The following is a 24,935-nucleotide window of genomic DNA, read 5'->3' on the forward strand; positions in this document are numbered from 1 at the left end:
ATTCCTCTCGGAAGACAGGATACTTCATGGCTTTTGACGCTCGTTCATTGACTGACCTGAATCACCGGGATGCCTTTATCGGTCGCCATATCGGACCCGATACTCGCGCCATCGCCACCATGCTGGATACGCTTGGCGAGAGCAGTATCGCTTCCCTGATTGATCGTACTATCCCATCGGATATCCGGCTCAAGGGTGAACTGCCGCTGGCCGGCCCGCGGAGTGAGCAGGAAACGCTCGAGCAGCTCAGAGCCATGATGAGTCAGAATCGCGTCGCGCGCAGTCATATCGGCGCCGGCTATTACGACACCATCATGCCAGCGGTAATTGCACGCAATGTGCTGGAAAACCCGGGATGGTATACGGCCTACACTCCCTACCAGCCGGAAATTGCCCAGGGAAGGCTGGAGGGATTGCTCAATTTTCAGCAGATGGTCATGGACCTTACCGGCATGAGTGTGGCCAATGCCTCTCTGCTGGACGAAGCGACAGCAGCGGCAGAAGCCATGACGCTATGTCGGCGAGCCAACCGCAAGGCAAAAAGCCGGCGTTTTTTCGTAGCACGTGATGTTTTCCCGCAAACCCTCGATGTACTACGTACACGTGCCGGCTGGCAGGATATCGAGCTGATCGTGGATGATGCCGAGCGTGTTGGCGACTATCAGGTCTTTGGTGCCCTGCTTCAATATCCCGGAGATGACGGCCGAATCATTGATCTGCACCCACTGATCGATAGTGCTCGCCATAATGGCGCCATGGTTGCAGTCGCTGCTGACCTGCTGGGGCTGACACTGTTGACACCGCCCGGTGAAATGGGCGCTGACATCGTACTCGGTTCTGCCCAGCGTTTTGGCATTCCAATGGGGTTCGGTGGACCACATGCCGCCTATCTTGCCGTTTCCAACAACCTCAAGCGTTCTATTCCGGGACGGGTGATCGGTGTCTCGCGTGATCGACATGGCGAAGTTGCCCTGCGCATGGCGATGCAGACCCGCGAACAGCATATCCGTCGTGAAAAGGCGACCTCCAACATCTGCACTGCCCAGGCGCTGCTGGCCAATCTGGCAGGATTCTATGCGGTTTATCATGGTGCTGAAGGACTATTCACCATCGCCAGTCGAATCCATCGCCTGACCACACTGCTGACCGAAGGCCTGGCACCCCTGGGTGTTCGACCCGACAACGAGTGGTTTTTCGACACTCTGACTTTCAGCGGGCTGGACCATAATACCATTGAATCCAGGGCCGTGGCCGATAATCGCAACCTGCGCTATCACGATGACGGACGCATTGGTATCAGCCTCGATGAAACCACTACGGCTGAGGATGTCGCTGCATTGATCCGGATTCTGTCCGGTCATGATAGCGAGATCGATATTGCTGCTCTTGATCGTCGAGTCATCGAAACTGGCGAAGCGCACATTCCGCTTCCCTGTCAGCGGCAGAGTAATTACCTGACTCACCCTGTCTTCCAACGCTATCGCAGTGAAACCGAAATGCTGCGTTACCTGAAGCGCCTGGAAAACCGGGATCTTTCCCTGACGCATGCGATGATTCCGCTGGGTTCATGCACCATGAAGCTTAATGCCACCACCGAGATGGCACCGCTATCATGGCCGGAATGTGCGCGAATCCACCCCTTTGCACCGCGGGATCAGGTCGAAGGCTATCATCGTCTGATTGAAGATCTTATTGCTCAGTTGGCCAGTATCACCGGGTACGATACCGTCTCCATGCAACCCAACTCGGGGGCCCAGGGTGAATATGCCGGACTGGTAGCCATTCGGCGTTATCAGCAGAGTCAGGGAGAAGGGCATCGGGATATCTGCCTGATCCCCGGTTCAGCACATGGCACCAATCCCGCTTCAGCCGCCATGGCACAAATGAAGGTGGTGGTCGTGGAGTGTGACATCCGCGGCAATATTGACATGGATGATCTGCGTCGAAAGGCAGCAGAATACTCCGATCGAATTTCCGCCATCATGCTGACCTACCCGTCCACTCACGGCGTCTTCGAAGCCGATATCCAGGAGGCCTGCCGCATCGTTCATGAACAGGGCGGACAGGTCTACATCGATGGCGCCAATATGAATGCGCAGACCGGTCTCTGCCGTCCTGGCGACTATGGCGGCGATGTTTCCCATCTCAACCTGCACAAGACTTTCTGCATCCCTCATGGCGGCGGCGGCCCGGGTATGGGGCCGATTGGTGTCAAGGCGCATTTGGCACCATACCTGCCAGGACATGTGTATGGTGGCCAAAAGCAGTTCACTCCCGGGACAGCGGTATCAGCTGCTGCCTATGGCAGTGCGTTGATTCTTCCGATCTCGTGGGCGTATATCACCATGATGGGCGCACGAGGGCTGAGGGAGGCCAGTGAGGTCGCCATCCTTGGTGCCAATTATATCGCCGAGCGATTGCAGGATTACTATCCGGTTCTCTATCGCGGTGACAAAGGGACGGTAGCGCATGAGTGCATCATCGATATCCGCCCGATCAAAAATGCCTGCAGTATCGATGAGGAAGATATTGCCAAGCGCCTGATGGACTACGGTTTCCATGCACCTACCATGTCTTTCCCGGTCGCCGGAACAATGATGGTGGAACCGACCGAGTCCGAATCACTGCTCGAACTGGATCGTTTCTGCGATGCCATGATCGCCATTCGAGAAGAGATTCGTCGAATCGAAAACGAAGAGTGGCCGCGCGATAACAATCCTCTGGTTAATGCACCACACACGCAGAGGGATCTCTATAGTGAAGAGTGGCCTCATACCTACAGCCGGGAATTGGCTGCATTTCCCAGCAATGCCGTCAAACAGGCCAAGTTCTGGCCCTCGGTGAATCGGGTAGACAACGTCCATGGCGATCGTAACCTGATCTGTAGCTGCCCGAGTATTGATGAATATCGCGACTGAACCCGGACAGCACCGTCTGTTTCTGGCACTACTGCCCGACGCATCCACGCGTCGGGCGCTGTTACGTCTTCGCAGTCGCGCTATTACTTTCGGGGTTTCGGAGGACCTTCAGGGCACAGGATGGATAGCTCCGGAAAACTGGCACATTACTCTGGCCTTTCTGGGGGCATGCAGCGTTGAAGAACGTCAGACGTTAAGCGAACTCGGCCCCGGATTGTTCGAAGATTTCCAGGGCGTTCGGCTTACGACTCAGGCAATGCAGGGGTTTCCCGAAGCCAAACAGCCCGAGCGCATCTGGGCAGTGACTTTCGCGCCCCTGGCAGGAGAAGATACAGAGCATGGAGCCAGCCCAGGCTCATGGCGGGAACATCTGTTGAGTTTTTCCGACATTGCCGAACTGGTTCAGGATCGGCACGAGTTCAGCCCCCACATCACCATGGCACGCAGTCGTCAGCCCATGTCATGGCCGCAGCGAAACTTTGCCATACAGTGTCATTTCGACCGCATTGCCTTATTGGAAAGTATCAACGATCGACGAGAAGGTCGCATTTATCAATCGCTATCAGTTGCCGGAGCTTCACTATAGCCATAAAGCGCATTACGGCGTTCCTGGCGGAAATCAGCCAACAACTGCCCATAACGGCGTGGCAATTCGCTTCCCTGTCGGGTGACAAGATAGAGCGCTTCATACACCGAAGTAATCAACGGTAACTCTCTGACCTGACGCTGCCAGGGAGACGTTTCCAATACCGAGCGCGGCACCACCGTGAATCCGAGCCCCCGGGCAACCGCATCCAGTACCACGCCGACATCATTGGTATACCCCTTCTGGGGAAAATGGCTGATCGAGCGGAATTCGCCAGCGTAATTTTCCCGCAGCAATTGACTGGCGTTATGCACACCATCGGCATAGTTGACGAACCCGAGCGCCATCAGCTCATTGAGAGAATTGCCGCGAAAATCAGCAGGGACCACCAGGCAAAGCGGTTCATGATGCCAGAGCTCGAATGAAAGGTCCGGATGCCGGGATAACGACGTCACAATGCCTACATCACAACGCCCCGCAAGCACGTCCTGAACGATCTCATCGTTGAAGGCAAAATTATAGCTGATGGTCAGCCCTGCATGGATCTGCTGATATCCGAGCGCAAACGGATAAAAAATCAGTCCGATACTGGCCGGACTGGCCATGCGGCAATCTCCGGTATCAAGCGATTCATCATCAAGTGAATGACGAAACTGCTCATGCTCGGCAAACAGACGAATGGCATAATCGTAACTGCGTCTGCCGGCTTCAGTCAGAGTAAAGCGACGGCCATGGCGACGCAGCAACGTTCGCCCAAGATATTGCTCAAGCTTGCGGATGTGCTGGCTAACGCCGGGCTGGGTCATTTCCAGCTTGCGCGCGGTATGCGTAAAGCTACCGGTTTCCACCAGCGTAATGAAGGTTCTGAAGTACTGGGCGTTGAACATCGGCGCTCAAGTATCACTCGACAGGTTGCGCCAGGGCAGCAACCGCACGATGCGAATCGTCCTATATCAAGGAAAGGTAAGATTTGCATCATAACAGACTCGAAGCCGCACCGCATGAGCTTCGTTGCTACGCATGTTAGCATCAGGAGTAATCGACAAAACACAAGGTGCCCGATCATGCAGGACCCGTTCGTCGCACGAGCCTATGAACTGAAAAGCACACTGCTGACAATGGAGCAGGAAGCTGGCGACGAGGATCTTTTCTCGATCGGCTACATGATTCCACAGCTTGAACTGGTATTGGAGATGGCCGAATACGATCCTGATAATGTCGAAACAGAAGACTTTGATCAGACATATCAGGATTGGCTGGAAGTCGCTTTTGATCAGGATGGAATGGATCAGTCGGATCGTCATCGTACCAGGCAACTCTGGCAACAGGCGTTGAGTCGCACCCATAACGCCACTGAAGCCCGGGACCAGTGACAACCCCATACTCATACCGCGCAAAGTGACCTCAGGGGAGTTTGCACGGCCACAAGGACAGAAACAGAGTCATGAACTACCCCGAAAAGCTTTCAACCACCATTGCGCCGGAAGGCAGTCTGGAGGTGCTATCACAGCACGAAGTCAATCGTCTGCGTGATACCTCTCGCCAGGGCATTCATGACGTTTTGCGTCGTTGCGCGCTGGCCATACTCAATTATGGCGGCAGTACCGACGACAGCCGGAGTGTGCTGGAGACCTACCATGATTTCGATATCGAGGTCGTTCAGCAGGACCGCGGCGTGCGGCTCAAGCTGACCAATGCCCCGGCCCAGGCTTTCGTGGATGGGCGTATGATCCGCGGTATTCGTGAGCTGCTCTCTTCGGTGTTGCGCGATATCGTCTATGTATCCAATGAAATCGAACAGCAGCACCGTTTCGACCTGCACTCGCCGGAAGGTATTACCAACGCCGTTTTTCACATCCTTCGCAATGCCGGCGTCATGAAACCCTCTCGGGAACCAAGCCTGATTGTCTGCTGGGGCGGACACTCCATCTCGCGAGAGGAGTACGACTACAGCAAGTTTGTCGGCTATCACCTGGGATTGCGCGATCTGGATATTTGTACGGGCTGTGGCCCGGGCGCCATGAAAGGGCCAATGAAAGGGGCCAATGTCGCACATGCCAAACAGCGCCGACGTGACAGCCGTTATCTGGGTATTTCCGAGCCCGGAATCATTGCTGCCGAGTCTCCCAACCCGATCGTCAATGAGCTGGTAATCATGCCGGACATTGAAAAACGGCTTGAGGCATTTATTCGTTTGGGACACGGCATCATTGTCTTTCCGGGCGGCGCCGGTACTGCCGAGGAAATTCTTTATTTACTCGGCGTACTGCTTCATCCCGCCAATGCCGATATTCCCTTCCCGGTCATTCTCACCGGCCCGGCATCCAGCGCTGACTATTTCCGTCGTATCGATGAGTTCATTGCTTACACGCTGGGCGAGGAAGCACGTCACCGGTATCGCATCATCATTGATGATCCGGTCGAAGTGGCTCGCGCCATGCTCAAGGGTGTTGATGAAGTATCCGACTTCCGACGGGATAATCAGGATGCCTTCTATTTCAATTGGCGTCTGACAATCCCCGATGATTTCCAGATGCCATTCACACCAACCCATGAAAGCATGGCCGGACTGCATCTGCATCCCGACCAGGGCACTCATGAACTGGCCGCCAATCTGCGCCGAGCATTTTCAGGTATCGTGGCTGGCAACGTCAAGGAATTCGGCATTCGCGCCATCGAGCAGAATGGTCCCTTTCAGTTGAACGCCGAAGCAGGATTGATGCAGCACCTGGATGAATTGCTGAAGTCTTTCGTGGCACAAAAGAGAATGAAACTACCGGGAAGCGAGTACGAGCCCTGTTACACTCTGGCCTCGCATTGATGCGCTAATAAACGAAATCGTGCGGCTGCCTCAGGCCTCATCCCGAGGCAGTCGCCACCAGCATATCACGACATGCAGCAACAGCCCTGTTGTGGTACCGGCGGGTAGCATGGTTGCCCAACGAGGCAACTGTCGAATATCGGCGCTCAGCTCGCTCCAGATGCTCATGATGGCGCAGCCGATCACAAAGCAAAGCATCAGTTGCATCCCCAGCCGCCAAAGCCGTTGACGCTGAGCCGAACTCATTCGCCATAAAAGCAGCAGAGAAAGCATCGCAGCACCCACGCATAAACTGATGGCCAGCATCAGGCGTTCGTGGTCGCCCAGTAGCCAATAACCAGGCATGGCTGAAAGCATCACCAGCAACAGCCCAATCAACGATGATACGCGCTCGGCCGAAAGCCGTTCACGCAGTCCGGATTGGCTCACTGCAGGCTTTCCCGAGCAATGGGCAGCCAGGACTCGATCCATGGCAGCGCCTCATCATCCGCCATGGGGGTGCGTGAGGCATCAATTTCCAGCCGTTCTCCAATACGCTGAGCACCGCATTGCTGCAGCACGTTATCCAGCTTTCGACCAGCGCCGCAAAAAGTATCGTAGCTGCTATCCCCCATCGCTATCAGCCCATAACGCTGATGAGACAGATCGGGCAGCTGATTCGCCATATTATCCGCAAAGCGCATGAAGTTACCCGGAAAATCCCCTGACCCCGTAGTGGAGATACAAAATAAAGCGATATCCGGCGGGGCATTCACAAGATCTTCCAGTTCAGGCTCTTCAAGAATATTGACCTGAAATCCGGCTTGCTCACACAAGGGTTGTGATAGTTCGGCAACATCGAGTGCGCCACCATAAACGGTCGCCACAAAAATACGCATGCTGGGCACAGCTATTCGGCTCCTTATTGAACGCAAATCGTCATCGTATCATGACGCCGCCATGCATGGGTCGCACTTGCAGGGACAATCAAAGGCAAGACGCCAGCGCCAGGAAAGGCTTTCTGGCGTCATCTGCCTGAAGAGCTAAGTCGAAGAGGTATCGGCAGTCGAATCCGAATGCTGATGATCGTGATGCTCAATTCGATTCTTGAGTTTCTGCCCGGGACGAAATGTAACGACCCGACGAGCAGAAATGGGGATCTCTTCACCTGTTTTGGGATTGCGTCCCGGGCGTTCGCGCTTGTCACGCAGATCAAAGTTACCGAATCCTGAAAGCTTGACCTGCTCGTTTTCGCGCAGGCAACTGCGAATCTCGTCAAAGAAACGCTCCACCATCAGCTTGGCTTCCCGTTTCGAGAAGCCAAGCTCGGCGTGCAGATGTTCGGCGAGTTCCGCCTTGGTCAACGCGCTCATGTTCATGTTTTCCCTGTCAGGCGCTTTCCCCCTGACCTCGCAGGGTAGCTCCGAAGCGATTGGATGCCTCGTTGACGATGGCATCAACCAGGTGGTTGATTTCTTCATCAGTGAGCGTGCGCGAAGCATGCTGCCAGGTCAACCCCAGAGCAATGCTCTTGTACCCCGTTTCTACTCCGGCGCCCTGATAAACGTCAAACAGGCGCAGCTCTCTCAGATGCTCACCACCATATTCACGTACAAGCGCCAACAGCTCTGCTACCGGCAGATGCTCGCTGACAATCATTGCCAGGTCGCGCCTTACCTCAGGATAACGCGATAGTGGAGAAAACATCGGCAAGGCTGCCTGACGGATGGCTTCGAGCTCAACTTCGAAGACGAATACTCCCATCCTGATGTCGAGTTCTTCACATATCCGTGGATGAAGCGCCCCAAGCCAGCCTACCGGCCGCTCTCGATAGAATATCTGCGCTGATTGCCCCGGATGCAGCACGGGGTGCTCAGTCGCTTCGAAACGCCAGGCCGAGGGCTGACCGCCAAGAGAAATCAGTGCCTCCACATCTCCCTTGAGATCGTAAAAGTCCACCGACTCACGGCCCGACAACCACCCTTCCGACTCGCGCGATCCACAGATGGCACCTGCCAGCGTGGAATATTGTTTCAGCGACTCGATATCGCCCTGAAAAACCTGACCGATCTCGAAGAGTCGGACGCGTGTTTGTTGGCGATTGAGATTATGCTGAATGGCGCGTAGCAATCCGGGCCATAGACTCGAACGCATGACCGCCATATCCGATGATATCGGGTTGGCCAGTTCAGGGGCCTGAGTATCCGGGGTGAGTAGCGCCTGCTGCTCGCGGGAGATGAAACTGTAGGTAATGGCTTCCTGATAACCGGCAGCTACCAGATGATGACGCAATCGATCCAGTGGCAGCCGCTCTTCGTGCAGTCGCTTCGGCACCATTCGCGCCTGAGGGGCACGTGAAGAGAAGCGATTGTAGCCATGAACGCGTGCCAATTCTTCAATGAGATCCACATCCTGGCTGATATCAAAACGCCAGCTGGGCACTTCCACCTGCCAATGACCATTCATCAGCTCATTCAGTGACATGCCAAGACGGGTCAGGATATCAACGATTTCATCGTTTCCCAGAGGGCTGCCCAGCAGCCGGGTCACGCGAGCGCTATCGAGCGTCACCTGCTGAGTGGTTGGCAGGTAATCAGGGCTTGCGATTTCAACAACCGGGCCGGGTTGTCCACCACAGATATCCATCAACAAACGAGTAGCGCGCTCTAGAGCCAGCAATTGCAATGCCGGATCGACGCCACGCTCAAAGCGATGCGACGCATCCGTATGAAGACCATAGGAGCGTGCTCGACCGGCAACACTGAGCGGAGCAAAAAACGCCGACTCCAGTACCACATGACGAGTCTGGCGGCCAACACCCGAGCGCTCACCTCCCATGATCCCTGCAATGGCAATCGGACCACTCGCATCGGTAATCAGCAGTGTCTCTTCATGCAGCTCAATCGTTTGCCCATCCAGAAGGGTCAGTTCTTCACCCGCCTGCGCCATGCGCACATCGATGTGCTGATCAAGCTGATCAAGATCGAACGCATGCATCGGCTGGCCAAGCTCAAGCATGACGTAGTTGGTTACATCAACCACGGGATCAATCGAGCGAACGCCACTACGCCGCAAGCGTTCCTTCATCCACAGCGGTGTTTCCGCCGTTACATCAATATGCTCGATGACTCGGGCCGCATAGCGCGGGCAGGCACGGGAAGCGGAGACACTGACATCAAAGGCCGTAGAAGTCTCAGCGGGCACATCGGAAATTTCAGGGAAGCTCACTGCCTGACGGTTGAGCACCCCCAGCTCACGTGCAAGACCCGCGACACTCAGACAATCCCCCCGATTGGGCGTCAGATCAATGTCGACCATGGCATCATCAAGCTGCAACCAGCTGCGCAGGTCCTCCCCCACTGGCGCATCGGAAGGCAGCACCCATATCCCCGGGGATTTCTCGTCGACCAATCCCAGCTCGGACTCGGCACAAATCATGCCATTCGACTCCACCCCACGCAGGGTAGTCCGGCTGATACGGAAATCACCGGGCAATACCGCGCCGGTGCGGGCAAATGCCACTTTCTGGTTTACCGCTACGTTCGGTGCACCGCAAACAACCTGCAGATTCTCGGCAGCACCGATATCCACCTGGCAAACACTGAGTCGATTGGCATCAGGATGAGGCTGAATCGATACCACTTGTGCCACAACTACGCCACTGAACGCACCAGCAACCTGTTCAATACTGTCCACTTCCAGGCCAGCCATGGTGAGCTGATCAGCCATTGCCTGGGCGTCCAGCGTCAGAGGGAGCCACTGACGCAGCCACTGCTGTGAAACTTTCATCTTGCCTCGCTAAACCGGTAACTATGACGCTGACGACTGCATCAATCAGCCGAACTGACGCAGGAAACGCAGATCATTGTCGAAGAACAGGCGTAAGTCGTTGACGGCATAACGCAACATCGCCAGCCGTTCGGCCCCCATGCCGAAAGCAAAACCACTATAACGGCCGGCATCGATATTAACGTGACCAAATACATTGGGATGCACCATGCCGCACCCCATGACCTCAAGCCATCCGGTGTGAGAGCAAACACGACAACCATGGCCGCTGCACATTACACACTGAATATCGACCTCGGCTGAAGGCTCGGTAAAAGGAAAATAGGAAGGCCGAAATCGCACATCCAGCTGATCGCGTTCGAAGAAGGCCTTGAGAAAAGCTTCGATCGTCCCCTTGAGATCACTGAAGCTGATGCCTTCATCCACTACCAGGCCTTCCACCTGATGAAACATGGGACTATGCGTCAGATCGGAATCATGTCGATAGACCCGGCCAGGACAGACAATACGCACCGGTGGTGTCTGCTCGGTCATTGTTCGGATCTGTACCGGCGAGGTATGGGTTCGTAACAGATGGCGAGCATCGAAATAGAAGGTATCGTGCATGGCCCGCGCAGGATGGTGTGCCGGGATATTCAGGGCTTCGAAGTTATGATAGTCGTCTTCGATTTCCGGCCCTTCGGCGACATCGAAACCTATTTCTGCAAATAATCGCTCGATACGCTGCAGAGTGCGCGTAACCGGATGCAGTCCTCCGGAAACACTTTTCCGACCCGGAAGTGTGACATCGAGCCGTTCGGCTTCCAGACGAGCCTCCATGGCTTCAGCGTTCAACCTTTCACGGCGCGCCTCGAGCTCGCTTCCCAGGGTCTGCTTGGCCTGGTTGATCGCTTCTCCAGCCTGGGGGCGCTCTTCAGGGGGCAACTTTCCCAGTCCCTTGAGTAGCGCAGTCAGTTCACCCTTCTTGCCCAGATAGCGCACTCGAATATCATCAAGTGTAGCCAGATCCTCGGCGGCCTCGATCGCCGCGCGTGCCTTTGCCACCAGCGAGGATAGGTGCTCCATCCCTTTGCTCCATGTTTTGCGCTCGGATCCGATGATGCCCGAGTGAGAACTTCACCTCAGCGCTCGGCAAGCTGCCCGATCATCTTCAGGGCGTCCATAAAAAACAAGGGAAGAGTTTTGACTCTTCCCCTGCAGCCCGTATGGGCTATCGGATCACGAAGATCCGTTCAAGGCGACCATCAGGCTGCTTTTGCCTTTTCGACAATAGCAGTAAATGCCGCTTTTTCATGCACAGCCAGGTCAGCAAGCACTTTACGGTCGATTTCGATGCCGGCTTTTTTCATGCCCGCAACGAAACGGCTGTAAGACATGCCATTGGCGCGAGCAGCAGCATTGATACGTGCAATCCAGAGCGCACGAAACTGACGCTTGCGCTGACGGCGGTCACGATAGGCATACTGGCCAGCCTTGATAACCGCCTGTTTGGCAACGCGGAAAGTGCGAGAGCGGGCGCCATAATAACCGCGGGCCTGCTTGAGTATCTTTTTGTGACGGCGGCGTGCGACGACACCACGTTTAACGCGAGGCATAGTTCAACTCCTGACTAAAGAAAAATCCGGTAAGGGTCAGATATAAGGCAGCATACGATTGATCAGCTGCCGATCGGCTTCATGAATCTGCTTCATGCCGCGCAGATGACGCTTACGTTTGGTGGATTTTTTGGTCAGGATATGGCTTCGATATGACTGCTTGTGTTTGAAGCCATTGGCAGTGCGACGGAAACGCTTGGCCGCACCACTGTTGCTCTTGATTTTCGGCATGAGATAACTCCGCACGATTTCTTTAGAAAACCCGAGGCCGATGCCCATAGACACCCGTTAAACTGCCAGCGGATCACTTTTTCCGAGGGGCCAGCATCATGATCATCTGACGGCCCTCCATTTTCGGACGGGACTCCACGGTAGCCAGCTCCTGGAGATCATTTTCAATGCGCTCCATAAGCCGGCGACCGATTTCCTGGTGGGCCATTTCACGACCGCGAAAACGCAGCGTGACCTTGCCCTTGTCACCGTCCTCGAGAAAGCGAATCAGGTTTTTCATCTTGACCTGATAATCGCCCTCATCTGTGCCAGGCCGGAATTTGACTTCCTTGACCTGAATTTGTTTTTGCTTCTTCTTCTGAGCAGCCTTCTGTTTTTTCTGCTCGAAAAGGTACTTACCGTAATCCATGATCTTGCAGACGATCGGATCGGCGTTGGAGATCTGAACAAGATCCAGATCTGCCTCAGCTGCCCGATTCAGGGCATCTTCAAGAGATACGACGCCCAGCTGCTCACCTTCATTATCGATGAGCCGAACCTCGTCGGCGCGAATACGGTCATTGATCGGGGCCCGTTTGTCCTGGGGCCGTCCACGCTGATTATTACGCTTGATCGTTAGGTCTCCGTCGTTGAGATGAAACTGCGTTCACCCGGTCTCCGCGGTCAGCCGCTCAATCAGTGCGGGGACAGGCATCGATCCCAGATCTTCACCCGACCGCGTCCGGACGGCAACGCTGCCGCTTTCAATTTCCTTATCTCCGACCACCAGCAGATAAGGAATTTTCTGCAGGGTATGTTCACGGATTTTAAAACCGATTTTTTCGTTCCTCAAGTCCGACTTGACACGTAGTCCAGCCTGTTGCAGCTGTTCAGTCAGACTTGCGGCATACTCGGCCTGGGCATCCGTGATGGTCATGACCATGGCCTGAACCGGCGCAAGCCAAGGTGGCATCGCCCCGGCATAATGCTCAATCAGGATACCAATAAAGCGCTCCATGGAGCCAACAATAGCACGATGCAGCATAACCGGAGTATGTCGACTGCCATCTTCTGCCACGTACTGGGCGCCCAAGCGGGAAGGCATCATGAAATCCACCTGCATGGTGCCCACCTGCCATTCACGGCCCAGACAATCCTTCATGTGATATTCGATCTTGGGGCCGTAAAAAGCGCCTTCGCCTGGCAGCTCTTCCCATTCGACATCATGACTGGCCAAAGCGCCACGCAGAGCCTGCTCGGCACGATCCCATTCGGCATCTTCACCCAGCCGTTTTTCGGGCCTCAAGGCAATCTTGACCGCGATATCATGGAACCCGAAGTCACTATAGACCTTCAGTGCCTGCTGGTGAAAAGCGGTAACCTCCGGCTCCACCTGCTCTTCTGTGCAGAAGACATGACCATCATCCTGGGTAAAGGCACGCACCCGCATGATGCCATGAAGCGCACCCGAAGGCTCATTGCGATGGCAACCACCGAACTCACCATAGCGCACCGGCAGTTCGCGATAACTGCGCAGACCTGAATTGAACACCTGAACATGGCCCGGACAATTCATCGGCTTGAGCGCATATTCCCGCTTCTCCGATTCCGTGAAAAACATGTTCTCGGCATAGTTATCCCAGTGTCCGGACTTTTTCCATAGAGAAACATCCATGACCTGCGGACAACGGATCTCCTGGTAGCCACCAGCTCTATAGACACCCCGCATGTACTGTTCGATTACCTGCCAAAGCGTCCAGCCGAGTGGATGCCAGAACACCATGCCGGGCGCTTCTTCCTGCGTATGGAAGAGGTCGAGCTTGCGTGCCAGCTTTCTATGATCTCGTTTCTCGGCTTCTTCAATACGACGGATGTAGGCGTTCAATTGCTTTTTATCCGCCCAGGCCGTGCCATAAATACGAGTCAGCATGGGACGCTCGGAATCACCACGCCAATAGGCACCAGCCAGTTTCATCAGACGAAAGACCTTGAGATGGCGGGTATTCGGCACATGAGGCCCCCGACACATATCAATGTATTCCTGATGATGATAAAGCCGAATGGTTTCGCCCGGCGGGATATCGCGCACAATCTCCTGCTTATACGGCTCATTGCGCTCGCTAAAGGTCGCCAGTGCCTGATCACGATCAACGTACTCACGTCGAACTTCATAGTCCTGGTCAATAAGCTCTTTCATGCGAGCTTCAATCTTTTCGAGATCATCCGGGGTCACGGAATGACCGAAATCGATATCGTAATAGAACCCATCTTCAATAACCGGGCCAATAGCCATTTTGGCTTCCGGATAAAGTTGCTTGACAGCATGTCCGAGCAAATGCGCACAGGAATGACGCACGATATCCAAACCATCGTCTTCGCGAACAGTGACTATTTCAACCGAAGCATCCTGACTGAGTGTATCGGCCGTATCCACCAACACTCCATCGACCCGTCCGGCTACTGCAGCCTTTGCGAGTCCAGTCCCGATGGATTGTGCAATTTCCATAATGGAAACAGGATGATCGAATTGACGTTGACTACCGTCGGGTAGCGAAATGACGGGCATGGAACTTCCTCGATTATTCAGTGGTGACCACCTACCAAGGGCCACTTGAAGGGCTGATCAAATACTGGGCAAAGATAATTCAATGCTCGGAAAAATCCATCCTGAGCAATAAACGGCTGAAAACGTTACCAGTGACGCGCACCGGCGTCCAGCTACAACCGCTTGATGCTGTTGCCGGCTACAGGCGCTTCATATAAAAAAAGAGAGCGCCCAAAGGCGCTCTCTGATCAAACGGGCTTTTCAGGAAAAGCCCGTTTGCAACAACAGCCATATTACATGGAACTGTTATTCTGGGTACGGTCCATTGTCTGACCAGCATCACCCAGCGGTTCAACTTCCGTACGACGGTTTTGTGCACGGCCTTCAGCAGTGCTGTTGGTCGCAACCGGGTTGGACTCGCCATAACCCTGGGTTTCGATACGGTCAGTGCTCACTCCCTGGCTGACCAGGTACTGCTTGACCGAATCGGCGCGACGCTGCGACAGATCCTTGTTGTAGGCTTCAGTGCCGATGGAATCGGTGTAGCCTTTCAGCTTGACGCGAACAGACTCGTTAGCGTTCAGCTTCTGAGCAACGCCATCAAGGATCTGCTGAGCATTGGAAGTCAGCTCGGCGGAGTCAAACTTGAAGTTGACGTTTTTCAGCACCAGGTTGGCAACACAGCCCAGCGCGTTGACCTTGGCGCCAGCCGGGGTATTCGGACACTGGTCCTGATAGTCCGGTACGCCGTCACCGTCGCTGTCCAGCGGGCAACCCTGTGCGTTGACTTCAACGCCTGCCGGAGTTCCCGGGCACTGGTCCTGATAGTCCGGCACGCCGTCACCGTCGCTGTCCAGCGGGCAACCCTGCGCATCGACAGCAACGCCAGCCGGGGTACCCGGGCACTGGTCGCGATCATCCGGTACGCCGTCGTTGTCGGAATCCAGCACTTCAGGTTCGTTGTTGGAGCACAACAGAGCGCCTGCCGTTGCACCAGCAACACCACCCACGGCACTACCGGTCTCTTCATCGTCATGTCCGCTGACGCCGTAGCCGATACCACCACCGATCAGACCACCGGCCAGGCCGCAGACGAAAGGCGAAGAATACCAGGCGTCGTTATTACTGCTGCTCGACATGGAAGACTGTGAACCGGAACTGGCACAGCCGGAGAGGCCCAGCACCAGCGCAGATCCCAGCAGTAAGCCAGTTGCAGATTTGTTCATGCAAGACTCCTTCTTTATATAAAGCGCCGGGTGATCATGGATCACTCAGCGGCTCTGGTTCAGGCGCTCAAGCCGTCGCAGGAAGAAACTGCCTTCCTGCATGGCAAAAGAAAGCACATTTGTACTATTTCAGCCAGTCGGTGCGCCTTCTTTCATCAAGGCAATTCCGTGCCCTGATGACATTAACAACGTGCCCCATACAGGGGGACGATGCAATAGTAGAACAGTGTTTTGCAGCATGCGAGCCCGCTTGTCAAACACTGTTTTCCCTATAATAGTATCCTGCCTTTCCAATGACCGACTCAAACCGGCACGCATGCCAGAGGCATGATGAAAAACCGGCCTTTTTTCGATGCATCAATAACGCCAGGACTCGAGCATGAAATCACACAGGGCTGATATTATATCACTTACAGGTACCTGTGGTTCCATTTCGTGCAGAGCGTCCCGCCGGTATGCTTTTGACATGGGCATCATCCATCCCGGCACTGTCAATCCATGCACACCTGAAAAGCTCCGATAGTCCTTGCCTCACCCAGCCTGGAAAGCTATTGCAGTTGACTACCCAACTTCCCGGAAGATGCGATAAAAGGGCCAGACCTTTACCTGGCAGCAAAATTCCTGGCGTAGCCCAACAACTGCTCGACCCTTTCATGAACGGCTTCGCGTTCTTCGGCTGCAATATGCAAGCGATCCTTATCCTCATGCATGCGTTCAGCGGGAGTCAGTTTCCTGCGTGCCTCATGTCTATGAAGATGATCCGTTCGTCGGCGAATGCGATCGAAGATAACAAATGCCCCCTGCGGATCGAACTCCCGACCCAATAGATCCAGCATGACACTGATGCGGATACACCCCTCAACAAGATCGACCTGATCCGCCAGTACGGCCCGACCAATAATATCCAGGTTCTTCAGGCAATTATCACGCGCCTGACGTTGCTCTCTTCGGTAAGCCTCTCGGCGTCTGACCACTTCACGGCGCAGTCGCAAGGCATAAACAGCCAAAGCGAATACAATCAGTATCGCCAGCAACAATAGCGATAAACTCAAGGCCATTGACATGAGACGACTCCGGGTAAATGACAAGGCAGTATAGTAAGTCGTTGATAATATCGTCATCCTGCCATCACCAGTGCAGCACGAGAATAGCTGTTGGCGAAGCGTGGCGTTACAATTATCGTTCAAAGTCGAAAGCAGGGGCTGTAGTCCATGACCCAGCGAATTGTGCTGGTGGTTCGTACTCTGCGTGTTGGAGGTATTGAGCGTGTCACGGTCAATCTGGCCAATACGCTCAATCGGCTCGGGCATGAAGTCCATGTGCTTGTGTTAAAGGGGGGACGCGAGCTTGTCCCCGACCCGGGTGTCGTCGTTCATGAGCAGGATTTTGACAAGGCTTTTCGCCGAACGGGCGTCGGACTTTTTTACGATCTGATAACACGCCTGGTGTTTAAACCCTTGATAAAGGAATCCGGTTTCATCTGGCGAGGCTGGTACGGTGGCCACTATCTGAAGCGCTTTATCGCCCGTCTGGAACACCAGTATGGTCAGGTAGATCGGATCATCATACGCGGCCAGGGCGCCTACGAAACCGTCTGGTCGTGGCGTGATCCACGACTCTGGCAGGTCAGTGTTGCCTGGCCCGGCAGCACTAATGGAGGCCTCCGGCGAAGGTGGTTATTAAGACATCTGTTTGAAGACAAGCAAATCATATGCAACTCCAGCGGCGTCATGAATCGGCTGCAGATGCTGTTGACTCATCATGGTATTCACCCGAAGCGCTGGGCCCGAATCATGAACCCCTGCGACATCGAAGCCATTCGCGAAATGGCCGACGCCCCCGTCGAGCTGCCCGAGCGTCCTTTTATTGTACATGTCGCCCGCCTGTCAAAAGTCAAAAGGCAGGCATTGTTGATTCGCGCTTACCATGCAGCAAACATCGCAGAGGATCTGGTGATCGTGGGCGATGGCCCCCTTCTCGAGTCACTGAAAGCGCTCATCACTGAACTCGGTCTTGAGCAACGCGTTCACTTGGTCGGCCACCAGCTCAACCCCTACCCATGGATGAAACATGCTCGTCTTTTTGTGCTGAGCTCCAGTAGTGAAGGACTAGGCATGGTGTTGGTAGAAAGCCTCATTTGTGGCACGCCATGTACTGCCATTAACGCACCGGGCGGGATCGCCGATGTGCTGGTGGAAGATCAGGCCCGTTTGCTGACTGACGATACCACTGAAGCTCTGGCCGAAGGTATTCGGGAAGGATTACGTCATCCACCCGAGATTCGAAGCGAGTGGATTGAGCGCTTTCGCGATACCCGAATTGCTACTGCCTTTCTTGAACTTCCCACCCATGACGAGTCAACAACCCCCTCATGAGTGAACGCTACGCAGAATTGCGTGATTATAACTATCCGCTTCAGCCGGATATCACATACCGTGTCGGGCTCAGGAACAACCAATTGTTCTCTTCCGAGAACAGCACGTTGAACCTTTCTGGCGCCTTCAGCTGGCTATTACCCCTTCATATCCGGACGACGGCGCTGGGAAGATGGCGTGAGCCCAGCGTAGAAGTTCGAATAGATGGCCAACCATATGGACGGCAGTATTTCGAACCCGGTGCGAATGGCAGACGTTTTCTCGATCTCGGTCAACCGGGTAATACCAGTGCACTCCCTGAGCTGATCGCGCACGACTGCCAATTGAATGTATCGGAACCACTCATGGGCTGGCGTCTACCCCAACTGGCAGATGGTCCATTACTGATCCTTGCACCACATCCCGATGATGCCGAGATAGCAGCCTATGGATTATATCGGCACTTTCATGAGCAGGTATGGATCATCACCCTGACCCCCGGCGAACGCTTGCCTCGTCTTGATCGCCAGTATCTGCAAGGCCTTGACGATGACCTCTCGAAGGCCACCCGCCGCAAGGGTGAATTACGCAGCTGGAATGCAGCAACAACCCCCATGCTGGCCGGCGTTCCTATACAACAGCATGTCATGCTCGGACATTTCAATCGTCACCTGAATGAGATGCTGGCCACGCCTGAACATTCCTTTTCCCATCCGGTCGTTGCTGGACTGACGCCAGATCACTTTCGCTGCCACAACCAACTCTCCCTGCCTACCGATTCACGGGCAGCATGCCGAGGATATGATCTAATGGAAGAGCTGGAGTTTCTTCTTGGCCACATTCAGCCCACAACCATTGTGCTACCCGATCCTCTGCTTGATCCCCATCCGGATCATATCGCGACCGGTCATGCGCTGCGGCATGCCATCAGTCGACAAGGAACAGCACCACAACGTTTGCTGAGCTATACCAATCATTTACGAGGAACAACGCTATTTCCTTATGGCCCGGCAGGTGCCCGCACCAGCCTCCCCCCGGCAAACCTCGTTGATCAGCCGGCCGGGGGCTACTTCAGCTTTTCACTCTCGCCGGAGCTGCAACGGGAAAAAACGACAGCGCTGATGACAATGAGCGACCTCCAGGCACCGGTCAGCCTCGAGCGTCAGCTTAAACGGCGACTAAAGGATCGCCTGTTACATCAGCATTGGCGCGACCCAGCAAGGCATGCTTACTTTCGCACTGCCATCAAGCATAACGAGGTTTTTCGACTATTTGGAAGAATCGAAGAGCTGGTACCTGAACATCAAAAGGTCTGAAGCCTTGCAGCCGCTGTTATTTCTTCAACCTGTTTTTTGCTGCAGGGAAGCAAACGAGGTACGCAACTTCTCATATTGGTGCTGATGAGAATACGAAGACGCTCGCTCGGCCAATTGCGGACCCAGCGTATCCCGCAACTCGGGCATAGCAAGCAACTCAACCATGTGTTCAGCCCACATTTCGGCATCCTGCTCTTGCATGATCAGTTGCTCGAAGCCATCTTCCAGCAGTTCGGCGCTCCCTACATTTCGGGATACCAGTACCGGTGTCGCACAGGCCATCGCTTCAAGCACCACACGCCCGAACTCCTCGATATGCGCTGGTAATACGAACAGATCCAGAGCGCCATAAAGTTTTTCTACCTCGGGCACGGTGGTGCGCCAGATAAAATCTTCGGCCACCCCGCTTTCACGTGCATGGCGTTGCAAAGGCGCCATATCATCCTTGCCAACGACCAGAAAACGGCATTGTCCCGGCAAGCGTTTCGCCAGTATTGCAGCAATATCAATGAACCCTTTCACATTGCGCTTGACGAAATTTCCGGAGGTGACCAGCCCGATCAGTTGCATACCCCGGTCAACTCCCAGGGCATCACGCGTTTCCTCACGTTGCTGCCGTGCTCGCTCCGGCGAGAACTGCTGCGGATCATAGCCTGGATAGCTGATCTCGATCTGCGCCATCGGGATGCCATAGCGTGTCTGAAAATCCTCCGCCATGAGCTTTGAATTTACAGCGACCCGACGATAGCGTTTCCCACCCAGCACATGATCATGAATGGCAGCGACTTCATGCCCAGCGGGCAATTCACGCCCATGAATCCGCTGGCTCGCCAGGTGGACGCAGTTATGCATATAAACGACATCATCGGTTTCCACATCGCCATGGCTGATCAGCAAGGCAGGCTGATGACGGCGACACCACGCGTGGACACGGCGATTGAACCAGAATCGCCGAAAAGGTCCCTTGAGGGGCCAGCGATGCAAACGCACCAGTTCAGCACCAACCGATCTGACGATATCGGGCGCACCACGTTCAGCCAGAATCACAACCCGATACCCCAGCTCTCGTAGCGCAGCAGTCTGCTCAAGCGCATTGCGGCTGGCACCGGTTCGCTTTTCCACCTGCCGAATGGCAATGACAGCCAGTGGATATTCGGACATGGCCATCAATCGGTCATCGCTACCCGAGGTGCCGACTGCAGGGACTCTCCGCGCCCCACGGCGTAATACATCAGACCAGCCTGACGCACCGTTTCGGGATCGTAAAGATTACGCCCGTCTACCAGCACCGGCATTGAAAGCTGGGCCTTGAGCCATTCGAAATCCAGAGTACGAAACTCTTTCCATTCGGTCACAATGACCAGGGCATCCGCTCCCTGAACGGCCTGAACACGATCGGCCACCAGCGACAGATCAGCGCGCTCCCCATAGAGACGACGGCACTCGTGCATGGCCTCCGGGTCATAGGCCTGTACTCGGGCCCCGGCAGACCATAGCGCTTCCATCAGGGTACGGCTGGGAGCTTCACGCATATCATCGGTATTGGGCTTGAAGGCCAGACCCCAGAGCGCAATCGTTCGACCGGCCAGTTCACCGTCAAAGGCCCGCAACAGTTTCTGGAACAGCGTCTGCTTCTGCCGATAATTCACACTTTCCACGGCATTGAGCAGCTCGGCATTGTAATCGTTCTGATGTGCCGTACGGGCAAGCGCCTGAACATCCTTGGGGAAGCAGGAGCCACCGTAACCGCAGCCAGGATAAATGAAGTGATAACCAATACGCGGGTCACTGCCGATACCGCGTCGAACAGCTTCGATATCAGCGCCCAGCCGCTCGGCCAGATTGGCAATCTCGTTCATGAAGCTGATTTTGGTCGCCAGCATGGCATTGGCAGCATACTTGGTCAGTTCAGCTGCCCGGATACCCATGAACATCAGCTTGTCGTGATTGCGATTGTAGGGCGCGTAGCACTCACGCATCAGTTCCTGCACCCGCTCACTGTCCGTGCCGACAATGATGCGTGCGCCACGGGTAAAGTCCTCGATGGCAGCCCCTTCCTTCAGAAACTCGGGGTTGGAGCAGACATCGTACTCCAGCTCGACACCCCGCGCCTCGAGCGCATCCGCTACACGGTGGCTAACGCGATCCGCAGTACCCACGGGGACCGTGGACTTGTCCACGATTACCCGATAATCCTTCATGTACCGGCCAATGGTTTCGGCAACCGCCAGCACATACTGTAGATCAGCACTGCCATCTTCATCCGGTGGTGTTCCCACGGCGATGAACTGCAAAACGCCGAACTCGACCGCCTGCTGGGCATCGGTCGTAAAGGTCAGTCGTCCGGCTTCGACATTGCGCGCCACCATCTCGGCCAGTCCCGGTTCAAAAATCGGGATCTCACCGGCTTCCAGACGAGCGATCTTGCCAGCGTCGATATCCATGCACATGACATTGTGGCCGACGTCGGCAAGACAACTTCCGGTAACCAGACCCACGTAACCGGTGCCGAAAACCGTAATCTTCATTGCTTATCCCTGTATCAATGCCGCATTGAGGGCGGCAGGATGCCGAATCCTACCACGCCTCTCCCAGTGAGCGAATCTTCCGCTCATGTCGTGCAGAGGTCTTTCCTTTATTGTTGCTCATAGCCCTGCGGATTCTGTTGCTGCCAGCGCCAGGTATCCGCCATCATGCGCTCAATACCATACTGCGCCCGCCATCCCAGCATGCTTTCTGCATAGGCAGGGTCAGCATAACAACAGGCAATATCCCCCGGCCGACGTGGCTTGATTTCATGGGGAATATCACGGCCGCTAACCCGTGCAAAGGCATTGGTCACCTCAAGCACGCTATATCCCTTGCCGGTCCCCAGGTTAAAGGTATGCACGCCCTGATGCTGCGCAAGGAAATCCAGCGCTTTCAGATGGCCATCAGCCAGATCCACAACATGGATATAGTCACGCACCCCTGTGCCATCAGGGGTATCATAATCGTTTCCGAACACGGAAAGGGTTTCGCGTCTCCCGATGGCGACCTGACTGATAAAGGGTACAAGATTGTTGGGAATACCATGTGGGTCTTCCCCGATCATGCCGCTCTCATGCGCCCCTACGGGGTTGAAGTAGCGCAGTAGCGCCACCCGCCACTCATCATCTGCCTGACACAGGTCACGCAGAATCTCTTCCACCATCAGTTTGGAACGCCCATAAGGATTGGTCGCCGAGGTCGGGAAGCTCTCCTGAATCGGCACTGTTTCAGGATCACCGTAGACGGTTGCCGACGAGCTGAACACAATACTCTTGACCCCTGCTCTTGCCATTGCACGGCAAAGCACCAGCGTGCCATTGACGTTATTGTCAAAATAGGCGAGAGGCTTTTCCACGCTCTCTCCTACTGCCTTGAGACCGGCAAAATGTACCACGGCTGAAATGTCATAGCGTTCAAACAGGCTATCCAGCAGCGCTTCGTTGCGAATATCGCCCTCGACCAGAGGCACTTCCCGGCCAGCCAGAGTAGCTACCCGTTCGAGCGCCAGAGGACTGGAATTGGTGAGGCTATCCAGCACTACCACTTCATGTCCGGCCTGTAATAGCGCCAATACCGTATGCGAACCGATATAACCGGCTCCACCTGTCACCAGGATCATTTGCGCCTCCTCCCAATTCGCGTTTCAAAAATGTCTCGAAAATGAACATGACCCAGCATAGCGTCACTGTCGGCTAGCTCCAGCCGCGCCATTCTTAAGCCAGACTGACGACCCTTCCTGGCGGCGTGATTTCGACAGCTCGCGTGACCATTCTTGCAATACTGAAATGTGATTTGTGACCGCTCTATATCAAGTCATGGGGTAATATCATGACAGAAATTTCGGATAGTACTCATCAGCAATCTGCTCGCGCCCCAACGATCGGACTCTGATCAAGCCTGATCCTTCTCATTCCTGCCCTGGGTGATTTGGCCGAGCCTGCCTGGCACTGCCTCGGGCTTGCAATGTTGAGAGCATGCTGGTGATCCTCCGAAGCACTACCTATTCCGGCAACATCGTTACCCCCGATCATTCTGGCCCCGGCTGCCGGCATCGGCACGCTGAATGACGTCACGGCGGCCTACGGCAATCCGATTATCTTTTTGTTTCTGGGCGGTTTCTTGCTTGGTCTGGCCATGTAGCGCTGGAACCTTCACCGTCGCATCGCCCTGCGCATCCTGATCCTGGTAGGCACTAGGCCACGTCGACAAATCGGTAGTTTCATGCTGGCCACCGGTTTCCTCAGTATGTGGGTCTCCAATACCGCCACCGTTATCATGATGCTGCCGATCGGCACATCCGTGTTATCCCTGTTAAAGAATAACGACGGTGATGAGAACCGGCATCGGGAGCAACAACGCTATGCAACAGCACTGCTTCTGGCCATTGCCTATTCAGCCAGTATTGGCGGCATTGCCACTCTGATCGGTACTCCCCCCAACGCCCTACTGGCTGGTTATCTTGCTGATGATCGCCAGATCGAACTGGGTTTCGCACAATGGATGACTGTGGGGTTGCCTGTTTCCGTGATCATGATGCTGATTACCTGGTGGTGGCTGACACGACAGGGTTTCCAGCTTGACCAGCAGGATCAAGGGCGGGAAATGCTTCAACGTGAGCTCTCTGATATGGGCGCCATGTCTTCAGCAGAGACACGGGTAGGCGTTATTTTTCTGATGACAGCTACTGCCTGGATCGTTCGCCCTCTGTTGACCGATTCTGGCCTTGACTGGCTCTCGGATACCAGTATTGCCATGGCGGCCGGCATTGCCCTGTTTTTACTTCCAGCGGGTACTACCCGGCATGACCGTTTGATGACGTGGGAGAAGGCTGCCGAATTGCCCTGGGGCGTGCTGCTACTGTTCGGGGGTGGGCTCGCGCTTGCAGGCCTGATCCGCAGCTCGGGCCTTGCGGAATGGATTGCCCAGCAACCGAGTGTCTTTGGTGCCCTCCCACTGCTTGGGCTGATTGGCGTAGTCGTACTGGTTATCATTTTTTTGACCGAAGTTACCTCGAATACGCCCACGGCGGCTGCCTTCCTTCCATTGCTGGGAGCGCTGGCACTGTCACTGGATATTTCACCACTACTGATTACTGCACCAGCTGCCATTGCCGCCAGCTGCGCCTTCATGATGCCCGTGGCCACACCACCCAACGCTATCGTTTTTGCAGCCGGAGAGATGCGTATCCAATCGATGATCCGTGCCGGCCTATTGCTCAACCTGGTTGGCTCGCTTGTCATTACCGGACTGGTTACCCTTTTGACCAGTTGGCTCTGGTAGTTATTGGGCATGGCTACGTTATTTTTATTTAAATAACTGTTTTGGCCAGAAGCAAAGCAGAACGATATATAACCCCATCTTTTTTTGGCCTGAAAAAAGTGTCGAATGATGGTCAGGCAAGGCGAAAACGCAGCGAAGACAAGGGTAAAATAGCGTGCCGGTTCACAAGAGGTAAATAATTTTTAAACCTGCTTTTTAACACACCATGAAAAAGCGCAAGCATCTTTCCGACAGAACCTGATCAATATTCAAGAGCGCATTCCTGAGGATTTAAAACCACCTCCAA

Annotated in this window: 21 protein-coding genes and 1 pseudogene; 7 read left to right on the plus strand and 15 right to left on the minus strand. The window is 54.8% G+C overall.

The features are described 5' to 3' along the window. Nucleotides 1–26: 26 nt before the first annotated feature. Nucleotides 27–2,918, plus strand: coding sequence for an aminomethyl-transferring glycine dehydrogenase (gcvP, locus tag FY550_RS08460; protein ID WP_070977515.1), 2,892 nt, complete (start codon nt 27–29; stop codon nt 2,916–2,918). Further along, entirely contained in the window at nt 2,902–3,504 is a 603-nt protein-coding gene (locus FY550_RS08465) for a 2'-5' RNA ligase family protein (RefSeq protein WP_149054473.1), read from the plus strand. Before gcvP ends, FY550_RS08465 begins: the two co-directional genes overlap by 17 nt. Here the strand turns inward: FY550_RS08465 and FY550_RS08470 are convergent. Continuing rightward, nucleotides 3,471–4,391 (minus strand): LysR family transcriptional regulator, encoded by a 921-nt coding sequence (locus FY550_RS08470; RefSeq protein ID WP_070977517.1) that lies wholly within the window; start codon nt 4,389–4,391, stop codon nt 3,471–3,473. The genes FY550_RS08465 and FY550_RS08470 overlap by 34 nt on opposite strands. A 177-nt stretch (nt 4,392–4,568) precedes the next feature. Here FY550_RS08470 and FY550_RS08475 point away from each other — a divergent pair, with 177 nt between their 5' ends. Together FY550_RS08475 and ppnN are read left to right on the plus strand one after the other, a co-directional pair. Next, entirely contained in the window at nt 4,569–4,877 is a 309-nt protein-coding gene (locus FY550_RS08475; RefSeq protein WP_070977518.1) for a YfcL family protein, read from the plus strand. A gap of 71 nt (nt 4,878–4,948) precedes the next feature. Next, nucleotides 4,949–6,325: a nucleotide 5'-monophosphate nucleosidase PpnN gene (gene ppnN / locus FY550_RS08480; RefSeq protein ID WP_149054474.1), complete on the plus strand. Its 1,377-nt coding sequence runs from the start codon at nt 4,949–4,951 to the stop codon at nt 6,323–6,325. A 30-nt stretch (nt 6,326–6,355) separates the two neighbouring features. Here ppnN and FY550_RS08485 read toward each other — a convergent pair whose 3' ends face one another. The 11 genes from FY550_RS08485 to FY550_RS16855 all read right to left on the minus strand — a co-directional run bounded on the left by FY550_RS08485 (nt 6,356) and on the right by FY550_RS16855 (nt 16,733). Beyond that, nucleotides 6,356–6,754: a hypothetical protein gene (locus tag FY550_RS08485; protein ID WP_070977519.1), complete on the minus strand. Its 399-nt coding sequence runs from the start codon at nt 6,752–6,754 to the stop codon at nt 6,356–6,358. Beyond that, nucleotides 6,751–7,212 (minus strand): flavodoxin domain-containing protein, encoded by a 462-nt coding sequence (locus tag FY550_RS08490; RefSeq protein WP_149054475.1) that lies wholly within the window; start codon nt 7,210–7,212, stop codon nt 6,751–6,753. Before FY550_RS08490 ends, FY550_RS08485 begins: the two co-directional genes overlap by 4 nt. 135 nt (nt 7,213–7,347) lie before the next feature. Then, on the minus strand, nt 7,348–7,677 hold the full coding sequence (locus tag FY550_RS08495; protein ID WP_070977521.1) for an integration host factor subunit alpha: 330 nt from the start codon (nt 7,675–7,677) through the stop codon (nt 7,348–7,350). Nucleotides 7,678–7,693: 16 nt separating this feature from the next. After that, nucleotides 7,694–10,093 carry a phenylalanine--tRNA ligase subunit beta gene (gene pheT / locus FY550_RS08500; protein WP_070977522.1) on the minus strand — a complete coding sequence of 800 codons (2,400 nt, stop codon included), beginning with the start codon at nt 10,091–10,093 and terminating at the stop codon, nt 7,694–7,696. A gap of 45 nt (nt 10,094–10,138) precedes the next feature. Beyond that, nucleotides 10,139–11,158 carry a phenylalanine--tRNA ligase subunit alpha gene (gene pheS / locus FY550_RS08505; protein WP_070977523.1) on the minus strand — a complete coding sequence of 340 codons (1,020 nt, stop codon included), beginning with the start codon at nt 11,156–11,158 and terminating at the stop codon, nt 10,139–10,141. A 179-nt stretch (nt 11,159–11,337) separates the two neighbouring features. Continuing rightward, the gene (gene rplT, locus FY550_RS08510) at nt 11,338–11,688 is read right to left on the minus strand and encodes a 50S ribosomal protein L20 (protein WP_070977524.1); all 351 of its coding nucleotides are present in this window, start codon (nt 11,686–11,688) and stop codon (nt 11,338–11,340) included. A gap of 36 nt (nt 11,689–11,724) precedes the next feature. After that, a complete protein-coding gene (gene rpmI, locus FY550_RS08515; protein ID WP_070977525.1) occupies nt 11,725–11,919 on the minus strand; it encodes a 50S ribosomal protein L35 in 195 nt (64 codons plus the stop codon). 73 nt (nt 11,920–11,992) lie between these two features. Beyond that, nucleotides 11,993–12,532 carry a translation initiation factor IF-3 gene (gene infC / locus FY550_RS08520; RefSeq protein WP_084388009.1) on the minus strand — a complete coding sequence of 180 codons (540 nt, stop codon included), beginning with the start codon at nt 12,530–12,532 and terminating at the stop codon, nt 11,993–11,995. Nucleotides 12,533–12,565: 33 nt separating this feature from the next. Then, nucleotides 12,566–14,464: a threonine--tRNA ligase gene (thrS, locus tag FY550_RS08525; protein WP_070977527.1), complete on the minus strand. Its 1,899-nt coding sequence runs from the start codon at nt 14,462–14,464 to the stop codon at nt 12,566–12,568. A 272-nt stretch (nt 14,465–14,736) separates the two neighbouring features. After that, a complete protein-coding gene (locus FY550_RS08530) occupies nt 14,737–15,669 on the minus strand; it encodes an OmpA family protein (RefSeq protein WP_070977528.1) in 933 nt (310 codons plus the stop codon). A 602-nt stretch (nt 15,670–16,271) separates the two neighbouring features. After that, nucleotides 16,272–16,733: a DUF2489 domain-containing protein gene (locus tag FY550_RS16855; RefSeq protein ID WP_168201480.1), complete on the minus strand. Its 462-nt coding sequence runs from the start codon at nt 16,731–16,733 to the stop codon at nt 16,272–16,274. Nucleotides 16,734–16,880: 147 nt separating this feature from the next. Here FY550_RS16855 and FY550_RS08540 point away from each other — a divergent pair, with 147 nt between their 5' ends. Both FY550_RS08540 and FY550_RS08545 read left to right on the plus strand, forming a co-directional pair. Then, complete coding sequence (locus FY550_RS08540; protein ID WP_070977529.1) at nt 16,881–18,044, plus strand: glycosyltransferase; 1,164 nt, start codon at nt 16,881–16,883, stop codon at nt 18,042–18,044. Further along, on the plus strand, nt 18,041–19,339 hold the full coding sequence (locus FY550_RS08545) for a PIG-L deacetylase family protein (protein ID WP_084388011.1): 1,299 nt from the start codon (nt 18,041–18,043) through the stop codon (nt 19,337–19,339). The genes FY550_RS08540 and FY550_RS08545 overlap by 4 nt, the downstream gene beginning before the upstream one ends. A 24-nt stretch (nt 19,340–19,363) precedes the next feature. Here FY550_RS08545 and FY550_RS08550 read toward each other — a convergent pair whose 3' ends face one another. The 3 genes from FY550_RS08550 to galE form a co-directional block, all read right to left on the minus strand. Beyond that, complete coding sequence (locus FY550_RS08550) at nt 19,364–20,500, minus strand: glycosyltransferase family 4 protein (protein ID WP_149054477.1); 1,137 nt, start codon at nt 20,498–20,500, stop codon at nt 19,364–19,366. Between the two features lie 5 nt (nt 20,501–20,505). Further along, nucleotides 20,506–21,867: a UDP-glucose dehydrogenase family protein gene (locus tag FY550_RS08555; protein ID WP_070977531.1), complete on the minus strand. Its 1,362-nt coding sequence runs from the start codon at nt 21,865–21,867 to the stop codon at nt 20,506–20,508. Nucleotides 21,868–21,974: 107 nt separating this feature from the next. Continuing rightward, nucleotides 21,975–22,988, minus strand: a complete 1,014-nt coding sequence (gene galE, locus FY550_RS08560) for a UDP-glucose 4-epimerase GalE (RefSeq protein ID WP_070977532.1) — start codon at nt 22,986–22,988, stop codon at nt 21,975–21,977. Between the two features lie 533 nt (nt 22,989–23,521). Here galE and FY550_RS08565 point away from each other — a divergent pair. After that, a pseudogene (locus tag FY550_RS08565) lies at nt 23,522–24,649 on the plus strand (SLC13 family permease); the annotation flags it as partial. Nucleotides 24,650–24,935: the final 286 nt, after the last annotated feature.

It is taken from the genome of Kushneria phosphatilytica (assembly GCF_008247605.1).
GTDB lineage: Bacteria > Pseudomonadota > Gammaproteobacteria > Pseudomonadales > Halomonadaceae > Kushneria > Kushneria phosphatilytica.